General features: G+C 71.2%; 13 protein-coding genes. 9 read left to right on the top strand and 4 right to left on the bottom strand.

From position 1 onward, the window contains the following. Position 1: 1 nt before the first annotated feature. From PIQ37_RS04350 to PIQ37_RS04335, 4 genes are all read left to right on the top strand, one after another. Positions 2-352, top strand: a complete 351-nt coding sequence (locus PIQ37_RS04350; RefSeq protein ID WP_152236758.1) for an SH3 domain-containing protein — start codon at positions 2-4, stop codon at positions 350-352. Then, the gene (locus tag PIQ37_RS04345) at positions 349-1,788 is read left to right on the top strand and encodes a dihydrolipoamide acetyltransferase family protein (RefSeq protein WP_342072509.1); all 1,440 of its coding nucleotides are present in this window, start codon (positions 349-351) and stop codon (positions 1,786-1,788) included. Before PIQ37_RS04350 ends, PIQ37_RS04345 begins: the two co-directional genes overlap by 4 nt. 656 nt (positions 1,789-2,444) lie before the next feature. Further along, a complete protein-coding gene (locus PIQ37_RS04340) occupies positions 2,445-4,016 on the top strand; it encodes a M4 family metallopeptidase (protein ID WP_342072508.1) in 1,572 nt (523 codons plus the stop codon). A 789-nt stretch (positions 4,017-4,805) separates the two neighbouring features. Further along, on the top strand, positions 4,806-6,092 hold the full coding sequence (locus PIQ37_RS04335; RefSeq protein WP_342072507.1) for a DEAD/DEAH box helicase: 1,287 nt from the start codon (positions 4,806-4,808) through the stop codon (positions 6,090-6,092). A 313-nt stretch (positions 6,093-6,405) separates the two neighbouring features. Here PIQ37_RS04335 and PIQ37_RS04330 read toward each other — a convergent pair whose 3' ends face one another. Beyond that, positions 6,406-6,735, bottom strand: coding sequence for a DUF6172 family protein (locus PIQ37_RS04330; protein ID WP_017909718.1), 330 nt, complete (start codon positions 6,733-6,735; stop codon positions 6,406-6,408). A gap of 165 nt (positions 6,736-6,900) precedes the next feature. On the opposite strand from PIQ37_RS04330, the gene PIQ37_RS04325 reads away from it, so the two are divergent. Continuing rightward, positions 6,901-7,662, top strand: coding sequence for an SDR family NAD(P)-dependent oxidoreductase (locus PIQ37_RS04325; protein ID WP_342072506.1), 762 nt, complete (start codon positions 6,901-6,903; stop codon positions 7,660-7,662). A gap of 208 nt (positions 7,663-7,870) precedes the next feature. Here the strand turns inward: PIQ37_RS04325 and PIQ37_RS04320 are convergent, their stop codons facing one another. Next, positions 7,871-8,503 (bottom strand): Rossmann-fold NAD(P)-binding domain-containing protein, encoded by a 633-nt coding sequence (locus PIQ37_RS04320; RefSeq protein WP_342072505.1) that lies wholly within the window; start codon positions 8,501-8,503, stop codon positions 7,871-7,873. Between the two features lie 635 nt (positions 8,504-9,138). On the opposite strand from PIQ37_RS04320, the gene PIQ37_RS04315 reads away from it, so the two are divergent. Together PIQ37_RS04315 and PIQ37_RS04310 are read left to right on the top strand one after the other, a co-directional pair. Next, entirely contained in the window at positions 9,139-10,065 is a 927-nt protein-coding gene (locus tag PIQ37_RS04315; protein ID WP_342072504.1) for a carbohydrate kinase family protein, read from the top strand. 91 nt (positions 10,066-10,156) lie between these two features. Further along, complete coding sequence (locus tag PIQ37_RS04310) at positions 10,157-10,657, top strand: MgtC/SapB family protein (protein WP_342072503.1); 501 nt, start codon at positions 10,157-10,159, stop codon at positions 10,655-10,657. On the opposite strand, the gene PIQ37_RS04305 is transcribed toward PIQ37_RS04310, so the two are convergent. Next, positions 10,618-11,244: a ParB-like protein gene (locus PIQ37_RS04305; RefSeq protein WP_017907902.1), complete on the bottom strand. Its 627-nt coding sequence runs from the start codon at positions 11,242-11,244 to the stop codon at positions 10,618-10,620. The genes PIQ37_RS04310 and PIQ37_RS04305 overlap by 40 nt on opposite strands. A gap of 565 nt (positions 11,245-11,809) precedes the next feature. On the opposite strand from PIQ37_RS04305, the gene PIQ37_RS04300 reads away from it, so the two are divergent. Beyond that, positions 11,810-13,420 carry a diguanylate cyclase gene (locus tag PIQ37_RS04300; RefSeq protein WP_342072502.1) on the top strand — a complete coding sequence of 537 codons (1,611 nt, stop codon included), beginning with the start codon at positions 11,810-11,812 and terminating at the stop codon, positions 13,418-13,420. 117 nt (positions 13,421-13,537) lie between these two features. On the opposite strand, the gene PIQ37_RS04295 is transcribed toward PIQ37_RS04300, so the two are convergent. Further along, a complete protein-coding gene (locus PIQ37_RS04295; RefSeq protein ID WP_342072501.1) occupies positions 13,538-14,440 on the bottom strand; it encodes a DUF808 domain-containing protein in 903 nt (300 codons plus the stop codon). Positions 14,441-14,580: 140 nt separating this feature from the next. Here PIQ37_RS04295 and PIQ37_RS04290 point away from each other — a divergent pair, with 140 nt between their 5' ends. Further along, positions 14,581-16,206, top strand: a complete 1,626-nt coding sequence (locus PIQ37_RS04290) for a dihydroxyacetone kinase subunit DhaK (RefSeq protein ID WP_342072500.1) — start codon at positions 14,581-14,583, stop codon at positions 16,204-16,206. Positions 16,207-16,549 lie beyond the last annotated feature (343 nt).

Below are 16,549 nucleotides of genomic sequence, written 5' to 3'. Positions count from 1 at the left end.
TATGCAGGCACGTTTGATCAGCGATTACCGCGCCGCCTATCCGCATCCGATCCGCATCGCCGCCGGCGAGCGGGTCGCGCTGGGCGTGCGCGACGAGGAGTGGCCGGCGTTCGTCTGGATCACCGGCGCCGCCGGCAGCGCCGGCTGGGCGCCGCTGGCCTGGCTGCAGCCGACCGGCGACGGCCATGCCGTGGCGATGCGCGACTACGACGCGCGCGAACTCGATGCCGCGCAGGGCGACACCGTCGTCCTGCATCACGAATACGGCGACTGGTGGTGGGCCGAGCGCGCCGACGGCACGCAGGGCTGGCTGCCGGCACGCGACCTGGAACTGCTGGAAGAGACCACATGAGCCAAACCAAGAATTTCAATCTGCCCGACCTAGGCGAAGGCCTGCCCGACGCCACCATCGTCGAGTGGTTCGTCAAGGAAGGCGACACCATCCGGCTGGACGAGCCGCTGGTGTCGATGGAAACCGCCAAGGCGGTGGTCGAAGTGCCCTCGCCTGTCTCCGGCAAGGTGCTGAAGCTGGCCGGCGCGCCGGGCGACATCGTCGTCACCGGCAGCATGCTGGCGCAATTCGCGCCCGACCCGACCCTGCCGCAGCGCGCCGAAGGCCAGGACACCGGCCATCACCACGGCGGCGCGGCACCGGCCGCGTCCGGCAAGGGTGCCGGCGCCGAAACCGCCGCGGCCGACGACCGCGTGGTCGCCTCCGACGACGGCGGCGAACTGCACGACGCCGACAACGCGCAGGCCACGGGCGAGCGCGACGATGCCGGCACCGTGGTCGGTGCGATGCAGAGCTCCAACACCGTGCACAGCGAGCAGGCCGTGTCGGTCGGCGGCGTGCGCGCGATGCCGGCGGTACGCGCCCTGGCCAAGAAGCTGGGCGTGGACCTGGGCCGCGTGCGCGCCAGCGGCGCCGACGGCGCAGTCACCCTGGCCGATGTCAAGCAGGCCGCGGCCGATGGTTCGGCGAAGGCCGGCGCCGTCGTAGGAGCGGCTTCAGCCGCGCCCCCACGCCGTGCTGCCGTCGCGGCTGAAGCCGCTCCTGCGCCAGCCCGCACATCCCACGCCGCGCCCGCGCGCACCCCGCTTTCCGCCGCCGGCAAGCCGATGCGCACGCAGCCGCCGGGCGTGGCCGTGCAGGGCCAGCCCGAGCCGCTGAAGGGCGTGCGCCGCAATATGGCGCGGGTGATGGCCGAGGCGCAGCGCCAGGTGGTGCTGACCACGCTCAACGACGATGCCGACCTGCACGCATGGACGCCGGGCAACGACACCACCGGGCGCCTGGTGCGCGCGATCGTCGCCGCCTGCCAAGCGGTGCCGGCGCTCAACGCCTGGTTCGACGGCGAGGCGCTGACCCGCACCCTGCACGCGCACGTGGACATCGGCATCGCCGTGGACACCGACGACGGCCTGTTCGTGCCGGCCCTGCGCAACGCCGACATGCTCGATGCACGCGGCGTGCGCGAAGGCATCAACCGCCTGCGCCAGCAGGTGGAGGCGCGCAGCATTCCGGCCTCGGAGCTGAGCGGCTACACGATCTCGCTCTCCAACTTCGGCATGTTCGCCGGCCGCTACGCCACGCCGATCGTGGTGCCGCCGTGCGTGGCCATCGTCGCCGCCGGTCGCGCCCGCCACCAACTGGTACCGGTGATGGGCGGCGTGGAGACGCACAAGATCCTGCCGCTGTCGCTGAGCTTCGACCACCGCGCCTGCACCGGCGGCGAAGCGGCGCGCTTCCTGCGCGCGATGATCGACGACCTGGGGCTGCCGGGCTGAGCAGCGCCCACCGTACAGATCAGCCGATCTGCCTGACACAGGCCGTGCATCTGCTGCCCCTGCCGCAGCAGATGCACGAGCCTGGTGGGAAGCACTACCATTGTGGGAGGGACTTCAGTCCCGACGCGACGAACAAAAAAGCTATGGGCTCAAGCACGTTTGCAGCGGATGCCCCGGAGATCACTTACACGGGGCATGTTCTCGGCGACCTTCTAAAAATCGCGTAATGATTCCCCGAGCAATTCCGGCACAGCGCGTCGGGGCTGAAGCCCCTCCCACAGTGCAACGACCACGCATTACGGGGCGATCTGGGATTGCCGCTATCGGCCGCTTCGACGCCTCGCTGCACGGAGCGGCATTGCATCGCGCGCATGGCAACGTCCAGGTTTCAGGCGTCATGCGCGGATAGCACACACCGATCTTCCACGACGACGCATCCCGCACCACACCGACGTGCAGCGCGCATTCGGTAGACACAAAATTCTGAACGCAACCTGTCTACCACGCGACGCAGCGCCGCCGTTATGGTCGCTGCACAGGGGGAGGCACTGCGCCGATCGGCCGCACTGCCCTGAACGTCATGCCACGCATCGCGCCACGGCCGCTCCGCTGCCGCGACGGCGCGCCCTTCCTTCTTGCGTTCGAGGATTCCGCTCATGACTCTGCCACGTCGTCATCGTCCGTCGGTGCTGCTGCCCTCCCTGCTGATTGCGCTCGCCGCCACCTCCGCCAGCGCCGCACAACGCGTGGATCTGCACGCCAAGAATCCGGACACGCTCGGTACCCAGTACCGCAGCGCCGCCGCGCGCGTGGGCGGCATTCCGGCCGCGGCCGCGGTGCGTCACGCCGAACTGATCGGGCTGGACGCCGAGTCCGCGCTCACGTTGCTCGGCAGCAGCGAAGATGCCGACGGCACCGTGCACCGCCGCTACCAGCAGACCTTCCGCGGCATTCCGGTGTGGGGCGAGCAAGTGATCGTCAGCGAGCGCGCCGACGGCAGCGTGCGCAGCCTGTTCGGCCGCTCGGTGGCCGGGCTGGCCAGCGAGTTGCCGGCGACTGCCGCCAATGCCCCCAGCGCCACGCTGACGGCCGACCGTGCGTTGCTGCTGGCGCAGCGCGTCGCGCTGGGCGCCGCGCAGGCCGAGCGCCGCATCGAACGCGCGCAGGCGCCGCAGATGATCTATCTCGACGACAGCGACCGCGCGCACCTGGCCTACGTGGTGTCGTTCTTCGCCGATGCGCCGCAGGGCGGCGCGCCGAGCCGGCCGTTCGTCATCGTGGATGCGCGCAGCGGCGCCATCCTCAAGCAGTGGGACGCCCTGACCACGCGCGACGCCACCGGCCCCGGCGGCAACGCCAAGACCGGCCAGTACGAGTACGGCAGCGACAGCATCCACGGCTTCCTGGAGGTGGACAACAACTGCCGCATGCAGAACAGCAACGTCAAGTCGGTGAACCTCAACGGCGGCAGCTCCGGCACCACCGCGTACCAGTTCACCTGCCCGCGCAACACCTACAAGGCCATCAACGGCGCCTACTCGCCGATCAACGACGCGCACTACTTCGGCGGCGTGATCGAGAAGATGTACCGCAGCTACGTCGGCGTGGCGCCACTGACCTTCCAGCTGGTGATGCGCGTGCATTACGGCACGCGCTACGAGAACGCGTTCTGGAACGGCTCGACGATGAACTTCGGCGACGGCAACACGCGGTTCTATCCGCTGGTCAGCGCCGACGTCGCCGGCCACGAGGTCTCGCACGGCTTCACCGAGCAGCATTCCAACCTCACCTACTCCGGCCAGTCCGGCGGCATCAACGAAGCGTTCTCGGACATGGCCGGCGAGGCCACCGAGTACTACCTCAAGGGCACGAACGACTTCAAGGTCGGCACCGAGATCTTCAAGGCCAACGGTGCGCTGCGCTACATGGCCACCCCGACCCAGGACGGCAATTCGATCGACAACGCCGCCAACTACCGCAGCGGCCTGGACGTGCATTACTCCTCGGGTGTCTACAACAAGGCGTTCTACACCCTGGCCACCACCTCCGGCTGGAACACGCGCAGCGCCTTCGAAGTGTTCGCCCGCGCCAACCAGTTGTACTGGACGCCCAGCACCAGCTTCAACAGCGGCGCCTGCGGCGTGCAGACCGCAGCCAGCGACCTGAGCCGTTCGGTGACCGCGGTGCGCAATGCCTTCGCCGCGGTCGGGGTGAGCTGCCCGCAGTAACGCGCCCACTCGCGCACGGCCATCCGCGCGGATGGCCGTGCGTTGCAGGAATCGGGATTGGGGATTGGGGATTGGGGATTGGCAACAGCTGCTCTCGCCGATCGTCGCGCAGGAGCGGCGCTTGTCCCCTTTTCGGGATCAGCCGCGACGAGCGAAGCGGCGTTTTTTCGATGGCGCAATGCGTCGGGACTGAAGTCCCTCCCACGGTGCACCCGGCGAGCTCGCCGCAAGCCCTTGTAGGAGCGGCTTCAGCCGCGATGGGCGAAGCGGTGTGCTTTCCGATGCCGCAATGCGTCGGGACTGAAGTCCCTCCCACAGTGCACCCGGCGAGCTCGCCGCAAGCCAATGTAGGAGCGGCTTCAGCCGCGACAGACGAAGCGGCGTGCTTTCCGATGCCGCAATGCGTCGGGACTGAAGTCTCTCCCACAGTGCACCCGGCAAGCTCGCGGCAAGCCCTTGTAGGAGCGGCTTCAGCCGCGACGGACGAAGCGGCGTGTTTTCCGATGGCGCAATGCGTCGGGACTGAAGTCCCTCCCACAATGCACCCGGCGAGTTCGCGGCAAGCCCTTGTAGGAGCGGCTTCAGCCGCGACGGGCGAAGCGGTGTGCTTTCCGATGCCGCAATGCGTCGGGACTGAAGTCCCTCCCACAGTGCATCCGGCGAGTTCGCCGCAAGCCCTTGTGGGAGCGGCTTCAGCCGCGACGCGCGATCGCCAGACGCGTCACGACGGAAGCCGCGCGTGCGCCGGGTCGGCGATACTGTCCAGTCTCACCTTCGCTGCCCCTCCCGATGCCGTTCGCTTCCCTCGGTCTGTCGCCCGCGCTGTATCCCGCCTTCGCCGCCGCGCTCGCGCGCGCCGGCTGGCAGACGCCCACGCCGATCCAGCAGCAGGCTGTGCCGCTGATCGTCGCCGGCCACGATGTGCTGGCCATGGCGCAGACCGGTTCCGGCAAGACCGCGGCGTTCGCGTTGCCGCTGCTGCAGGCCTGCGCGCAGGCGGCCAGGCCGGCGCGCTCCACCCGTGTGCTGGTGCTGGTGCCGACCCGCGAACTGGCGGTGCAGGTCGCCGATACCTTCGTCGCGCTGGGCCTGGAATTGCCGCGGCGGCCGCGGGTGGTGGTGGCGGTCGGCGGCGTCTCGATCAATCCGCAGATGCTGGCGCTGCGCGGCGGCGCCGACGTAGTGGTGGCCACGCCCGGGCGCCTGCTCGACCTGCTGGCGCAGCGCGCGCTGCAACTGGACGCGGTGGCGCACCTGGTGCTGGACGAGGCCGACCGCCTGCTCGACCTGGGCTTCGGCGCCGAGCTGGAGCGGCTGCTGCAGTTGCTGCCGCAGACGCGGCAGACCCTGCTGTTCTCGGCCACCCTGCCGGCCCCGATCGCGGCGCTGGCCACGCACCTGCTGCGCGCGCCGCGGCGGATCGGCGGCGCCGCCGACGCCGCGCCGATCCCGGCGACGCTGCGCCAGCGCGCCATCGAGGTCGACGACGGGCGTCGCCTGGCCTTGCTGCAGCATCTGCTGGAACAGGAAGCGTGGCCACGCGCACTGGTGTTCGTCGCCAGCCGGCGCAGCGCCGAGCAGGTCGCCACGGCGCTGGCCAAGGCCGGCATCGCCGCACAGCCGCTGCACGGCGACCTCGCACAAGGGCGGCGCCTGCGCACCCTGGAGGCGTTCCGCCAGCAGCAGGTGCGCGTGCTGGTGACCACCGACCTGGCCGCGCGCGGCATCGACATCACCGCGCTGCCGGTGGTGGTGAATTACGACCTGCCGCGGTCCACCGCGGACTACACCCATCGCATCGGCCGCAGCGCGCGCGCCGGCGCCGAGGGCCAGGCGCTGAGCTTCGTCGACGCGGCCAGCGCGGCGCACCTGCGCCTGATCGAAAAGCGGCAAGGCGTGTGCGTCCCGCGCGAACGCATTCCCGGTTTCGAGCCCACGCCTGCGCCGGTACCGGCCGCCGCACCGTCCACGGAGGCGACCGCTTCCACCGGCGGCATCAAGGGCAAGCGACCGAGCAAGAAGGACCGGCTGCGCGCGGCGCGTGCGCAGGACGAGGAGCCGCCCGCGAGCGCCTGAGCGGCGCCGCGTGGGCTGCGCCACGCTTTGCTGCGGCATCCGTCGCCACACAGACGTGTGCCGAGATCAGGCACGTTTCCGGCCAGAACATCAGGACGGCCGCGTCGCCATGCTACGCGGGCTTGTCGGACGGATCCGACCAAAAACGCCAGGAGCGTCGCGCCAACGCGTGCCGCAGTCGGCCATCCGGCCAGAAACGCCTGGCGCACCGCGGCAAGCGCAGCGGCAATGCCAGAGGGCGCGGGCAGTGGCGTGGCGTCGCACGTCGCTGCCACGGCGCCACCCCCGGCGCGACAGGCGCGCCGGATCGCGCTCAGTCCTCGAAGGGATCGTGCTCGCTTTCGTCCTGGCCACCCTTGGCCCGCGGCGGCCGCGTACACGCGCGGCTGCGGATTTCCACGTAGAACTGCTCGCCGCCGGCGGCGACCAGCGCGTCGACCGCACGCAGCAGCTCGGCCGGCGGCAGCACCGCGGCGGTGGCTTCCTCGGTGCCGAACAGGGTGTCGAAATCCCAGTAGTCCGCACCGGCCGGCAAGGTCTTGCGGCGCTCGCGGCGGATGTACTTGCGGATGTCGTGCTTGGCGGCGTCGAGCAGGCGGTCGGGATGCTTGCCTTCGATGCGGAGCCGGTAGGTCTTCTTCACTGCGGGAAATCCTGGAAAGGGAATGCGGCGGTCATCGCAGGGCGACGGCGCGGCGGGCGCACCGACGGACGGCGCGTACGACGGCCGCCATGGTGCCAGAAGCGGCCACGCGCTGCGGATTGCGCGGATAATCGGCGCACGCCCCACGGCACGCAGGAGCCACCGATGACCGATCCGTCCGCTTTCGCGGGATACCGCGTGCTCGTCGCCGGCGCCAGCCGCGGGATCGGCCTGGCGATCGCCGATGCCTTCGCCCGCCATGGCGCCGCCGTGGCGATCTGCGCGCGCAGTCCCGCGCCGCTGGCCGACGCCGCTGCGCAGTTGCAGCGCCACGGCCACCCGGTCGCGGCGCAGTCCTGCGACCTGGCCGACGCCGCGCAGATCCAGACCTGGGTGGCGCAGGCCGCGGACGCACTGGGTGGCATCGACGTGATGGTCAACAACGCCTCCGGCTACGGCCATGGCGACGACGATGCGAGCTGGCAGGCCGGCTTCGACATCGACCTGATGGCCGCGGTGCGCTGCAACCGCGCCGCGCTGCCGCAGCTGCGCGCCAGCGGTCGTGGCTGCATCCTCAACATCAGTTCGATCAACGGCCTGCGCCCGACGCCGCGGGTGCCGGCGTACTCGGCGGCGAAGGCGGCGCTGAACTACTACACGACCACGCTGGCGACGCAGCTGGCGCGCGAGCGGATCCGGGTCAATGCGATCGCACCCGGTTCCATCGAGTTCCCCGGCGGCCTGTGGGAGCAGCGCCGCCAGCAGCAGCCCGAGCTGTATCGGCAGATCCGCGCCAGCATTCCGTTCGGCGCCTTCGGCGCGATCGACGATGTCGCCAACGCGGCGCTGTTCCTGGCCTCGCCGCAGGCACGCTGGATCACCGGCCAGGTGCTGGCGGTGGACGGCGGGCAGTCGCTGGGCGCCTGAGGAGGCTCGGTGTGCGGCCGCGTCCAGTGCGCGCGAGCGCGCTGCGGCGAGCGTGGGCGGCACGCGATGCAGCTGTGATGTGGCCTGGCGCCGGCGTCACGCCACAGACGACCCCGCAGAGAAGTCGCCTAAACGTGCGTTGGCGGGCAATGCTGCGGACTCGCGCACGCCGCTCCAATCCCGAATCCCCACTCCCCAATCCCGGCCCCTAAACCAACTGCGCCGCATCGACGACCTGCACGCCCGGTCGCGGCTGCAGCGCGGCCGCGACCAGCGCCGCGGCGATGCGTTCGGCCGGATTGATCCGGTAGCGCCGCGGCAGCAGCGGCCCGAGCGCACGCAACACCACGCTGGCGGCATGCTCGCCGCGGCGTCGCTGCGCACGCTCGCCGCCGATCAGGCCTGGCCGCACCAGGGTCAGCGACGGAAAGCCGAGCGCGCGCAGGTCGTGTTCCAACTCGCCCTTGACCCGGTTGTAGAAGGCCCATGACTGCGGATCCGCCCCCAGCGCCGAGTTGAGCGCGAACGCCGCTGCGCCGTGCTCGCGCAGCAGCCGCGCGATCGCCAGCGGATAGTCGTGGTCGACCCGGCGGAACGCCTCGCGCGAGCCGGCCTGGCGCATCGTGGTGCCGAGCGCGCAGATCGCCGCCTGCACCTGCCACCACGGCGCCTGCGCCGGCAGCGCGTCGAAGTCGAGCACCGGGTTGAGCAGCTTCGGATGGACCAGCGCCAGCGCGCGCCGGGTCGGCGCGATCACCGCGCTGCAGGCAGGGGCGGCCAGCAACTGGCGCAGCGCATGGCCACCGACCAGGCCGGTGGCGCCGGCGAGCAGGATGTTCATGGGGCGTCCTTGGAGGCTGGCGGGGAGAGGTGGCGACTATCGCAGGGGCGGCGGCAAGGCGTTGTGGGCGGGGTGTGCGGTCCATGAGGCGCTCCGCGCCCGTACCCTCACCCCAACCCCTCTCCCGACGGGAGAGGGGCTTTGGCTGCTCCCTTCTCCCACCGGGACCATGGCCCCCTTTTCGGGGAAGGTGCCCCGCAGGGGCGGATGAGGGTACGGGCGCCAGCCAGGCATCGCTCTTAAACGCCCGCATGCAGCCAAGCGCGCCAGCACAGCGCCGGCCGCTCGCCTCCAGGATCCATGAGGCGCTGCGCGCTCGTACCCTCACCCCAACCCCTCTCCCGGGGGGAGAGGGGCTTTGGCTTTTCCCTTCTCCCACGGGGAGAAGGTGCCCCGCAGGGGCGGATGAGGGTACGGGTGCCAGCCAGGCATCTCCCTACAAAAGGGGACGGCCGCCAGCCAGGCATCCCCGCCAGATAAGGGGACGGGCGCCAGCCGGGCACCCACATGCCAAGACACCCAAACCCACCATGCTCCCCCTCCACCCCACCCGGTCGCCGCGCCGCAGCAGGTACGCCACAATAGCCGCCCCATCGCGCCGGCCGGCGCGCTGCAACCTGACGAGGAGCGGTTCGATGTTCGTGGTGTGCGGAGAGGCCTTGTACGACATCTTCATCGACGGCTACGCCGGCACCTCGGTCGGGATGACCGCGCGCCAGGGCGGTTCGCCGTTCAACGTGGCCATCGGCCTGGCCCGTCTGGGCGCGCCGTCGGCGCTGTTCACCGGCCTGTCCACCGATCCGCTCGGCCGCCAGCTGCGCGCCACCCTCGAAGGCGAGGGCGTCGCCCTGGACTACTGCATCGACAAGCGCGAGGCCACCACCCTGGTGATGGTCGCGCTCGACGCCGGCGGCGTGCCCAACTACGCCTTCTACGGCACCGGCTGCGCCGATCGCGCGCTGACCGAGGCCGACCTGCCGGCGCTGGACGCGCGCGTCGGCGGCCTGCATTTCGGTTCCTACACCCTGGTCGCCGAGACCACCGCCAGCACCTTCCAGGCACTGGCCGAGCGCGAGCGCGGGCAACGGCTGATCTCGCTGGACCCGAACGTGCGGCCGACGGTGGAGCCGGACATGGCGGTGTGGCGCGCGCGGCTGGCGCGCTGGATCGCGCTGGCGCACGTGGTCAAGGTCAGCCAGGAGGACATCGAGCTGCTGTATCCGCAGCAGGATCCGTTCGCCATCGCCCGCAGCTGGCTGCAGCAGGGGCCGTCGCTGGTGGTGATGACCCTCGGCAGCGACGGCGCGGTGGCGTGGCGCGGCGACAGCGAAGCGCGCGTGCCCGGCCGCGTGGTGCAGGTGGTCGATACGGTCGGCGCCGGCGACAGCTTCCAGGCGGCGCTGCTGCAGCAGTTGCCCGATCCGGCCGCACTGGCGGCGCTGGGCAGCGAGCCGGCCGCGCTGGAGCGCCTGCTGCAGTTCTGCGTGGCTGCCGCGGCGATCAACTGCACCCGCGCCGGCGCCAACCCGCCCAGCCTGGACGACGTCCGCGCCGCGCTCTGAGGCCGGCCCACGGCATGCACGCAGCGCCCGTGGCCGGGCTGCCTATGATGGGCCGGCCGCCTGCGGCGACACACCCACCGGGAGACCTGCCTTGACCGACCTGTCCGAGATCGCCGTGCGCCTAGGGATCGCCGCCCTCGCCGGTGCGGCGATCGGGTTGAACCGCGACCTGCACGGCAAGCCGATCGGCATCCGCACGCTGGGCCTGGTAGGCCTGGCCACCGCGATGGTGGTGCTGCTGGCCGACCCGCTCGGCAAGGGCGGCTTCACCGATGCCGGCAGCCGCGTCATCCAGGGCATCCTGACCGGCATCGGTTTCCTCGGCGCCGGCGTCATCTATCACACCCAGAAACATGTGCGGGTGCATGGCCTGACCAGCGCCGCCTGCGTCTGGCTCACCGCCTGCGTCGGCATCATGTGCGGCGCCGGCCAGTGGCAGATCGTGGCCGTGTCGCTGGCCATCGCCTTCGTCATCCTGCTGTTCGGCGGCCGCGTCGAACGCGCCCTGCACGCGCTTCTGGGCGGCAGGCCGATGCATGACGCCACGCCGGATCAGTCGTCGGACAAGGGCCCGCACCAGCCCGGCAAGTAACTCGCCTCCTTGCTCTTGGCGAGCGCGAGCGCGGTCTCCATGGAACGGGCGAAATCCTCCTTGACGTCGCGGCGCCGCAGCCGGCGGCGGAACAGGTCGGCCCACAGGAACTCGCTGAACGGCGTGGTGTCCTTGGCGTAGCCGCCGGCGCGGCGCACCTCGCCGGCGAGGCTGCGGTAGGGATCGTCCTTCAGATCGGCGATCGACGTGGGCATGTCCTTGAACGGGCGGCGCTCGCCCTTGGCGTCGTAGGGATAGGCCCAGCGGCGATGATCCAGCACGCTCCACAGCGCGGCCTTGTCGACCATGCTGAGGTCGGCGATCACCGTGACCAGGATGTCCTCCACCCCTTCGTCGTGCAGCGCCCGGGCCAGATGGTGGTGATCGACCACGTAGTAGCGGCCGTCCGGTCCCAGCACCACCGGGATCATGTGCTTGCCGAGCAGCTCGGCCTGCTTGTGCTTCGACGCGTGCGCGCGCCAGCGCTTGCGCTTCTCCTTCACCTCGCGCATGCCCACGGTCATCTGCGTGGGGCGCAGGGACAGGATCGGAACGGGATGCAGCAGCGGTTCGCGGGGATCGGCCATGCTCAGTCTCCGAGGAAGTGTGCGCGTCGGCGCCAGGCGCGCCCGCCAGAGTGCCAGCGTCGGGCGCGTTCTGCACAGCGCCGCGGCACACGCGCCCCTCTCCCTCCGGGAGAGGGGCTGGGGGTGAGGGTGCGACCGCCGCGAAGCTTTCTTCCCCAGACACCTCCCCAGCAACTCGCACCCTCATCCGCCCCTTCGGGGCACCTTCTCCCGGAGGGAGAAGGAAAGGCACCGGCGCCGAGGGACCACGTTGCTCCCCTCTCCCACCGGGAGAGGGGTTGGGGGTGAGGGTACGGCAGCCGCGGAGTTTTCTTCCCTAAACATCTCCCCGCAGCTCGCCCCCTCATCCGCCCCTTCGGGGCACCTTCCCCCGAAAAGGGGGCCATGGTCCCGGTGGGAGAAGGAAAGGCGGCCGTACGGAGGGACCACGTGAGGGTGCGACAGCCATGGAGTGCGCTTCACAGAGCCGCCGCCCGCCGGCTCAAGCGCGCGCCGCCAGCGCCGATATCCAGTTCCTGAGCGCCAGCATGGGCGGCGCCTTGACCTTGGGGAGGAGCCGGCTGGCATGTCGGATCAACGCGACGAGCCGCCGATCAGCGGACTGCGCAAGCTGCTGTCGCCACGTCGGCGTGATCCCGCGCCGACAACGGCTGCGGGGCTGCCGGCGCGCGCGAAGGGGCACGGCCATGGGCACGCGCACGGCCCTGCGGCGACGCCCGCGGAGGCGGCCACCGATCCGGCTGCGGCCACCGCCGCGCTGATCCGCCTGTTCCAGCAGGCGCACGAGCCGCAGGGCCTGCTCGGCGCCTTCGCCGACGGCATGGCCTCGCTGCACGGCGAACTGGGCGACATGGGCCGGCGCCTGCAGTCGGCGGCGAGCAGCGGCGACTGGCCCAGTTACGGCCGCGCGTTGCGCCAGCTGATCGACAAGTACATCCGCACCATCGACGTCGACGACCCGCTGGCCGGGCCCAGCGACAGCGAGCGCCTGCGCGACCTGCTGCGGCAGACCGTGGCCGGCGCGCTCGCGGCGTTGCTGCACACCCTGCCCGAGCTCGCCGGCGAGGCCGAGGCCAGCGGCGAGGCGCTGCGTCAATGGCGTCCCGGGCAACCGCTGGAGCCGGTGGCGCAGCAGGTGCGCGAGCTGTGCCACCAGATCGCGTTGCGCGCCAACGACAGCCAGGAGCAACAGGCGCTGTTGCTGAGCCTGTTCGACCTGCTGCTGGAGAACGTCGGCGAACTGCTCGACGACACCAGTTGGCTGCAGGGCCAGATCGCGGTGGTGCGCGACCTCATCGCCGGGCCGCTGGACCGCTACTCGATCGAGGAGGCGCGCGGCAGCCTGCGCGAGGTGATCTACAAGCAGGGCCTGCTCAAGCGGGGCATCGCCGAATCCAAGGAGGCGATGAAGGATCTGATGCTGAGCTTCGTCGCGGACCTGGACGGGATGGCCGCCAGCACCGGCGAATTCCACGACCGCATCGCCGACTACTCGCAGACCATCCGCGACGCGCGCAGCATCGCCGACCTCAACCGCCTTCTGCAGGAAGTGCTGCAGGACACCAGCCACGTCCAGGAGCAGGCGCTACGGGCGCGCGACCACCTGATCGCGGCGCGCCAGGAAGTGGACGCGGCCGAACAGCGCATCCTGCGCCTGGAGCAGGAGCTGCAGGACGTCAGCGGCCTGGTCCGGGTCGACCAGCTCACCGGCGCGCTCAACCGCCGTGGCCTGGACGACCTGTTCGTGCGCGAACTGGTGCGCACCGAGCGCAGCGCGCAGCCACTGTGCGTGGCGATGCTGGACCTGGACGATTTCCGCCAGCTCAACGAAACCTTCGGCCACCCCGGCGGCGACAGCGCGCTGCGCCACGTGGTGGAGGTGGCGCGTACCACCTTACGCGCCAGCGATGCCATCGCCCGCTTCGGTGGCGAGGAGTTCGTGCTGCTGATGCCGGACTGCACGATCTTCGAGGCCAGCGCAGCGGTGACCCGGGTGCAGCGCGCCCTGGCGCAGCGCGCGGTGGTGCACGAAGACCAGCGCGTATTCGTCAGCTTCAGCGCCGGCGTCGCCCTGCGCCAGCCCGGCGAAGCGCAGGACGCGCTGATCCGCCGCGCCGACCGTGCGCTGTACGAGGCCAAGAAGGCCGGCAAGAATCGGGTGGTGTCGGCCGACTAGCGCCGGCTTTGCCGGCGCGGGATTGGGGAGTCGGTGTTTCGGGATTGGAGAGTCGGGATTGGGGATTCGCAAAAGCGGGGGTGCGCGTCGCTGTTGCGAATCCCGACTCTCCAATCCCTAATCCCTATGCCGCACCTTCTGCACGCCCAATACCACCGCCAGCACCACGGCACCGGCCACGATTCCCACCACCGCATTGCCCAGGGCAAGCACCAGGCTGCCCATGCCGCCGGTCGGGGCGATGGCCTGGATGGCGTGGTGCAGCGGGCCGATGCTGTGCACCAGGATGCCGCCGCCGACCAGGAACATCGCCGCGGTGCCGGCGATCGACAGCGTGCGCATCAGCCACGGCGCCAGCCACAGGATGCCGCGACCGATCGTCGCCGCGGCAGCACCCTTGCGGCTCAGGTACAGGCCCAGGTCGTCGAGCTTGACGATGCCGGCGACCAGCCCGTAGACGCCGGCGGTCATCGCCAGCGCGATCGCCACCAGCACCGCGAGCTGCTGCACGAACGGTACGCCGGCGACCACGCCCAGCGACAGCACGATGATCTCCGCCGAGAGGATGAAGTCGGTGCGGATCGCGCCCTTGACCTTGTCCTTCTCCAGCGCGACCACGTCCACCTGCTGGTCGGCCAGCGCCTGCACCTGCTGCGCGTGACGTTCCGCATCCTCCTCCTTCGAATGCAGGAAGCGGTGCGCCAGCTTCTCCACGCCCTCGAAGCACAGGAACGCGCCACCGATCATCATCAGCGGGGTGATCGCCCACGGCAGCCAGGCGCTGATCGCCAGCGCCGCCGGCACCAGGATCGCCTTGTTCAACAGCGAGCCCTTGGCCACCGCCCACACCACCGGCAGTTCGCGGTCGGCGTTCACCCCGGTCACCTGCTGCGCATTCAGCGCCAGGTCGTCGCCGAGCACGCCGGCGGTCTTCTTGGCCGCGACCTTGGTCAGCAGCGACACGTCGTCGAGCAGGGTGGCGATGTCGTCGAGCAGGGTGAACAGGCTGGCGCCGGCCATGCGGGGATTCCATTCGGGGTGAGCGGCGATTCTCGCCGATTCCGCCGACCAGGTGCGTGAGCAGGCCGGCCTCAAGCGCGCGTAACGCCGGCCCGGCTATCGTGCGCCACACCGCCGCACGGCCTGCACAGGACACCCGCATGGACCAGTTCCTCACCGCCCCCCGCGCCATCGTCGACGACGTCCTCGCGGCCGCGGCCGTGCTGCAACCGCTGCTGCTCTCGGAGACCGGCAGCGGCACCCGCATCGTGCTGCAGGCCGCGCGCGATCCGCGCCAGGTCGCGGTGCTGTCCGGCGGTGGCGCCGGGCACGAACCGGCGCATGCCGGCTTTGTCGGCCCGGGCATGCTCAGCGGCGCGATCGCCGGCGACCTGTTCGCCTCGCCCGGCGTGGAGGCGGTGCTGGCGGCGATCCGCGCCTGCGCCGACGCGCCCGGCGTGCTGCTGGTGATCAAGAACTACACCGGCGACCGGCTCAATTTCGGCCTGGCCGCCGAGCGCGCCTGCGCCGAAGGCATCGACGTGGCCAGCGTGCTGGTCGCCGACGACATCGCCCTGCCCGACGCCGCGCAGCCACGCGGCATCGCCGGCACGGTGCTGGTGCACAAGTACGTGGGCCACCTGGCGCGCGAGGGCGTGCCGCTGGCCGAACTGGCGCAGCGCGGCCAGGCCTTCGCCGACCGCCTGCTGTCGCTGGGCATGGCGCTGTCCAGTTGCAGCGTGCCCGGCCAGCACGTCGGCCGTCGCGCACCGGAACTGGGGCTGGGCATCCACAACGAGCCGGGGGCGCGACCGGTGCAGCCGGGCACGGTGGAAGAGGCGCTGGCGCTGGTGCTGGACCCGCTGCTGGCGCAGGCCGATGCCCGCCTCGGCGCCGACGCGCCGCTGGTGCTGATGCTCAACGATCTCGGCGGCTGCTCGACGCAGGAACTGGGCGTGCTGACGCGGCTGGCGCTGCAGCGCATCGGCGTCGCGCGAGTCGCGCTGATGCCGGTGCCGGCGGCGCTAATGACCTCGATGGACATGCACGGCTTCTCGATCACCCTCGGCCCGGCCGATGCCGACGTGCTGGCCGCGCTGCAGGCACCGGTGCAGACCCTGGGCTGGCCCGGCGTGCGTGTGCCGCATGCGGTGCAGACCTTTGCGCCGGCATTGAAGCGCGACGACAGCCACCGCGATGGCGCGCGCGATGCGCGGTGCGCAGCGGCCTTGGGCCGGGTGGCGCAAGCGCTGATCGCCGCGCAGGCCGAGCTGGACGCGCTGGATGCGCGCAGCGGCGATGGAGACGCCGGCAGCACCTTCGCCGCCGGCGCGCGCGCCCTGCAGCAGGCGCTGGACACCGATGCGCTGGCCACCGGCGACGCCGCGGCACTGGCGCGCGGCCTGGCGGCGACGATCGAACACAGCATGGGCGGTTCCAGCGGCGTGCTGCTGTCGATCCTGTTCACCACCGCCGCCGGTGCGCTGGCGGACGGACGTGACTGGGTGCAGGCGCTGCAGGCCGGCGTGGCGCGGATGCAGCACTACGGCGGCGCGCAACGCGGCGACCGCACCCTGCTTGATGCGCTGCTGCCGGCACTGGACGCCCTGGCACAGGGCGCCGACGTGGAGGCCGCCGCGCGCGCCGCCCGCGCAGGCGCCGATGCCACCGCCCAGCTCACCCGCGCCGGCGCCGGCCGTGCCGCCGCGGTACCCGCGGACGCACTGCGCGGCGTGATCGACCCCGGTGCCGAAGCGGTGGCGCGGGCGTTCGCGGCGTGGCGGTGAGAGGCGGCCGGTCATGTGGCCAACGCGGTTCAAGGCAGGCCTGTGTCACCCGGGACGGCAGGCGTTATCGGGACCGCCTGTCGCGGCTGAAGCCGCTCCTACGACGAGCCCCACACCTCATGCGTGGCGTAGTCGCCGCACACGTAGGCAACGCCACATGCAATGCAACAAGGAATCGGTGACCGTGCCCCCCTCGTTGTAGGAGCGGCTTCAGCCGCGACAGGCTTCACCAGTCACGCCCTTCGCGGCTGAAGCCGCTTCTACGGATGGCGCCATCGGGGCTGCAATGGGCTGTCCGGGCGCACTGTGGGAGGGACTTCAGTCCCGACGCGCGCAAGCCGGA

The sequence above is a fragment of the Xanthomonas protegens genome, assembly GCF_038442435.1.
Taxonomy (GTDB): Bacteria; Pseudomonadota; Gammaproteobacteria; order Xanthomonadales; family Xanthomonadaceae; genus Xanthomonas_A; species Xanthomonas_A sontii.
This window is presented reverse-complemented; position numbering and strand designations above follow the sequence as displayed.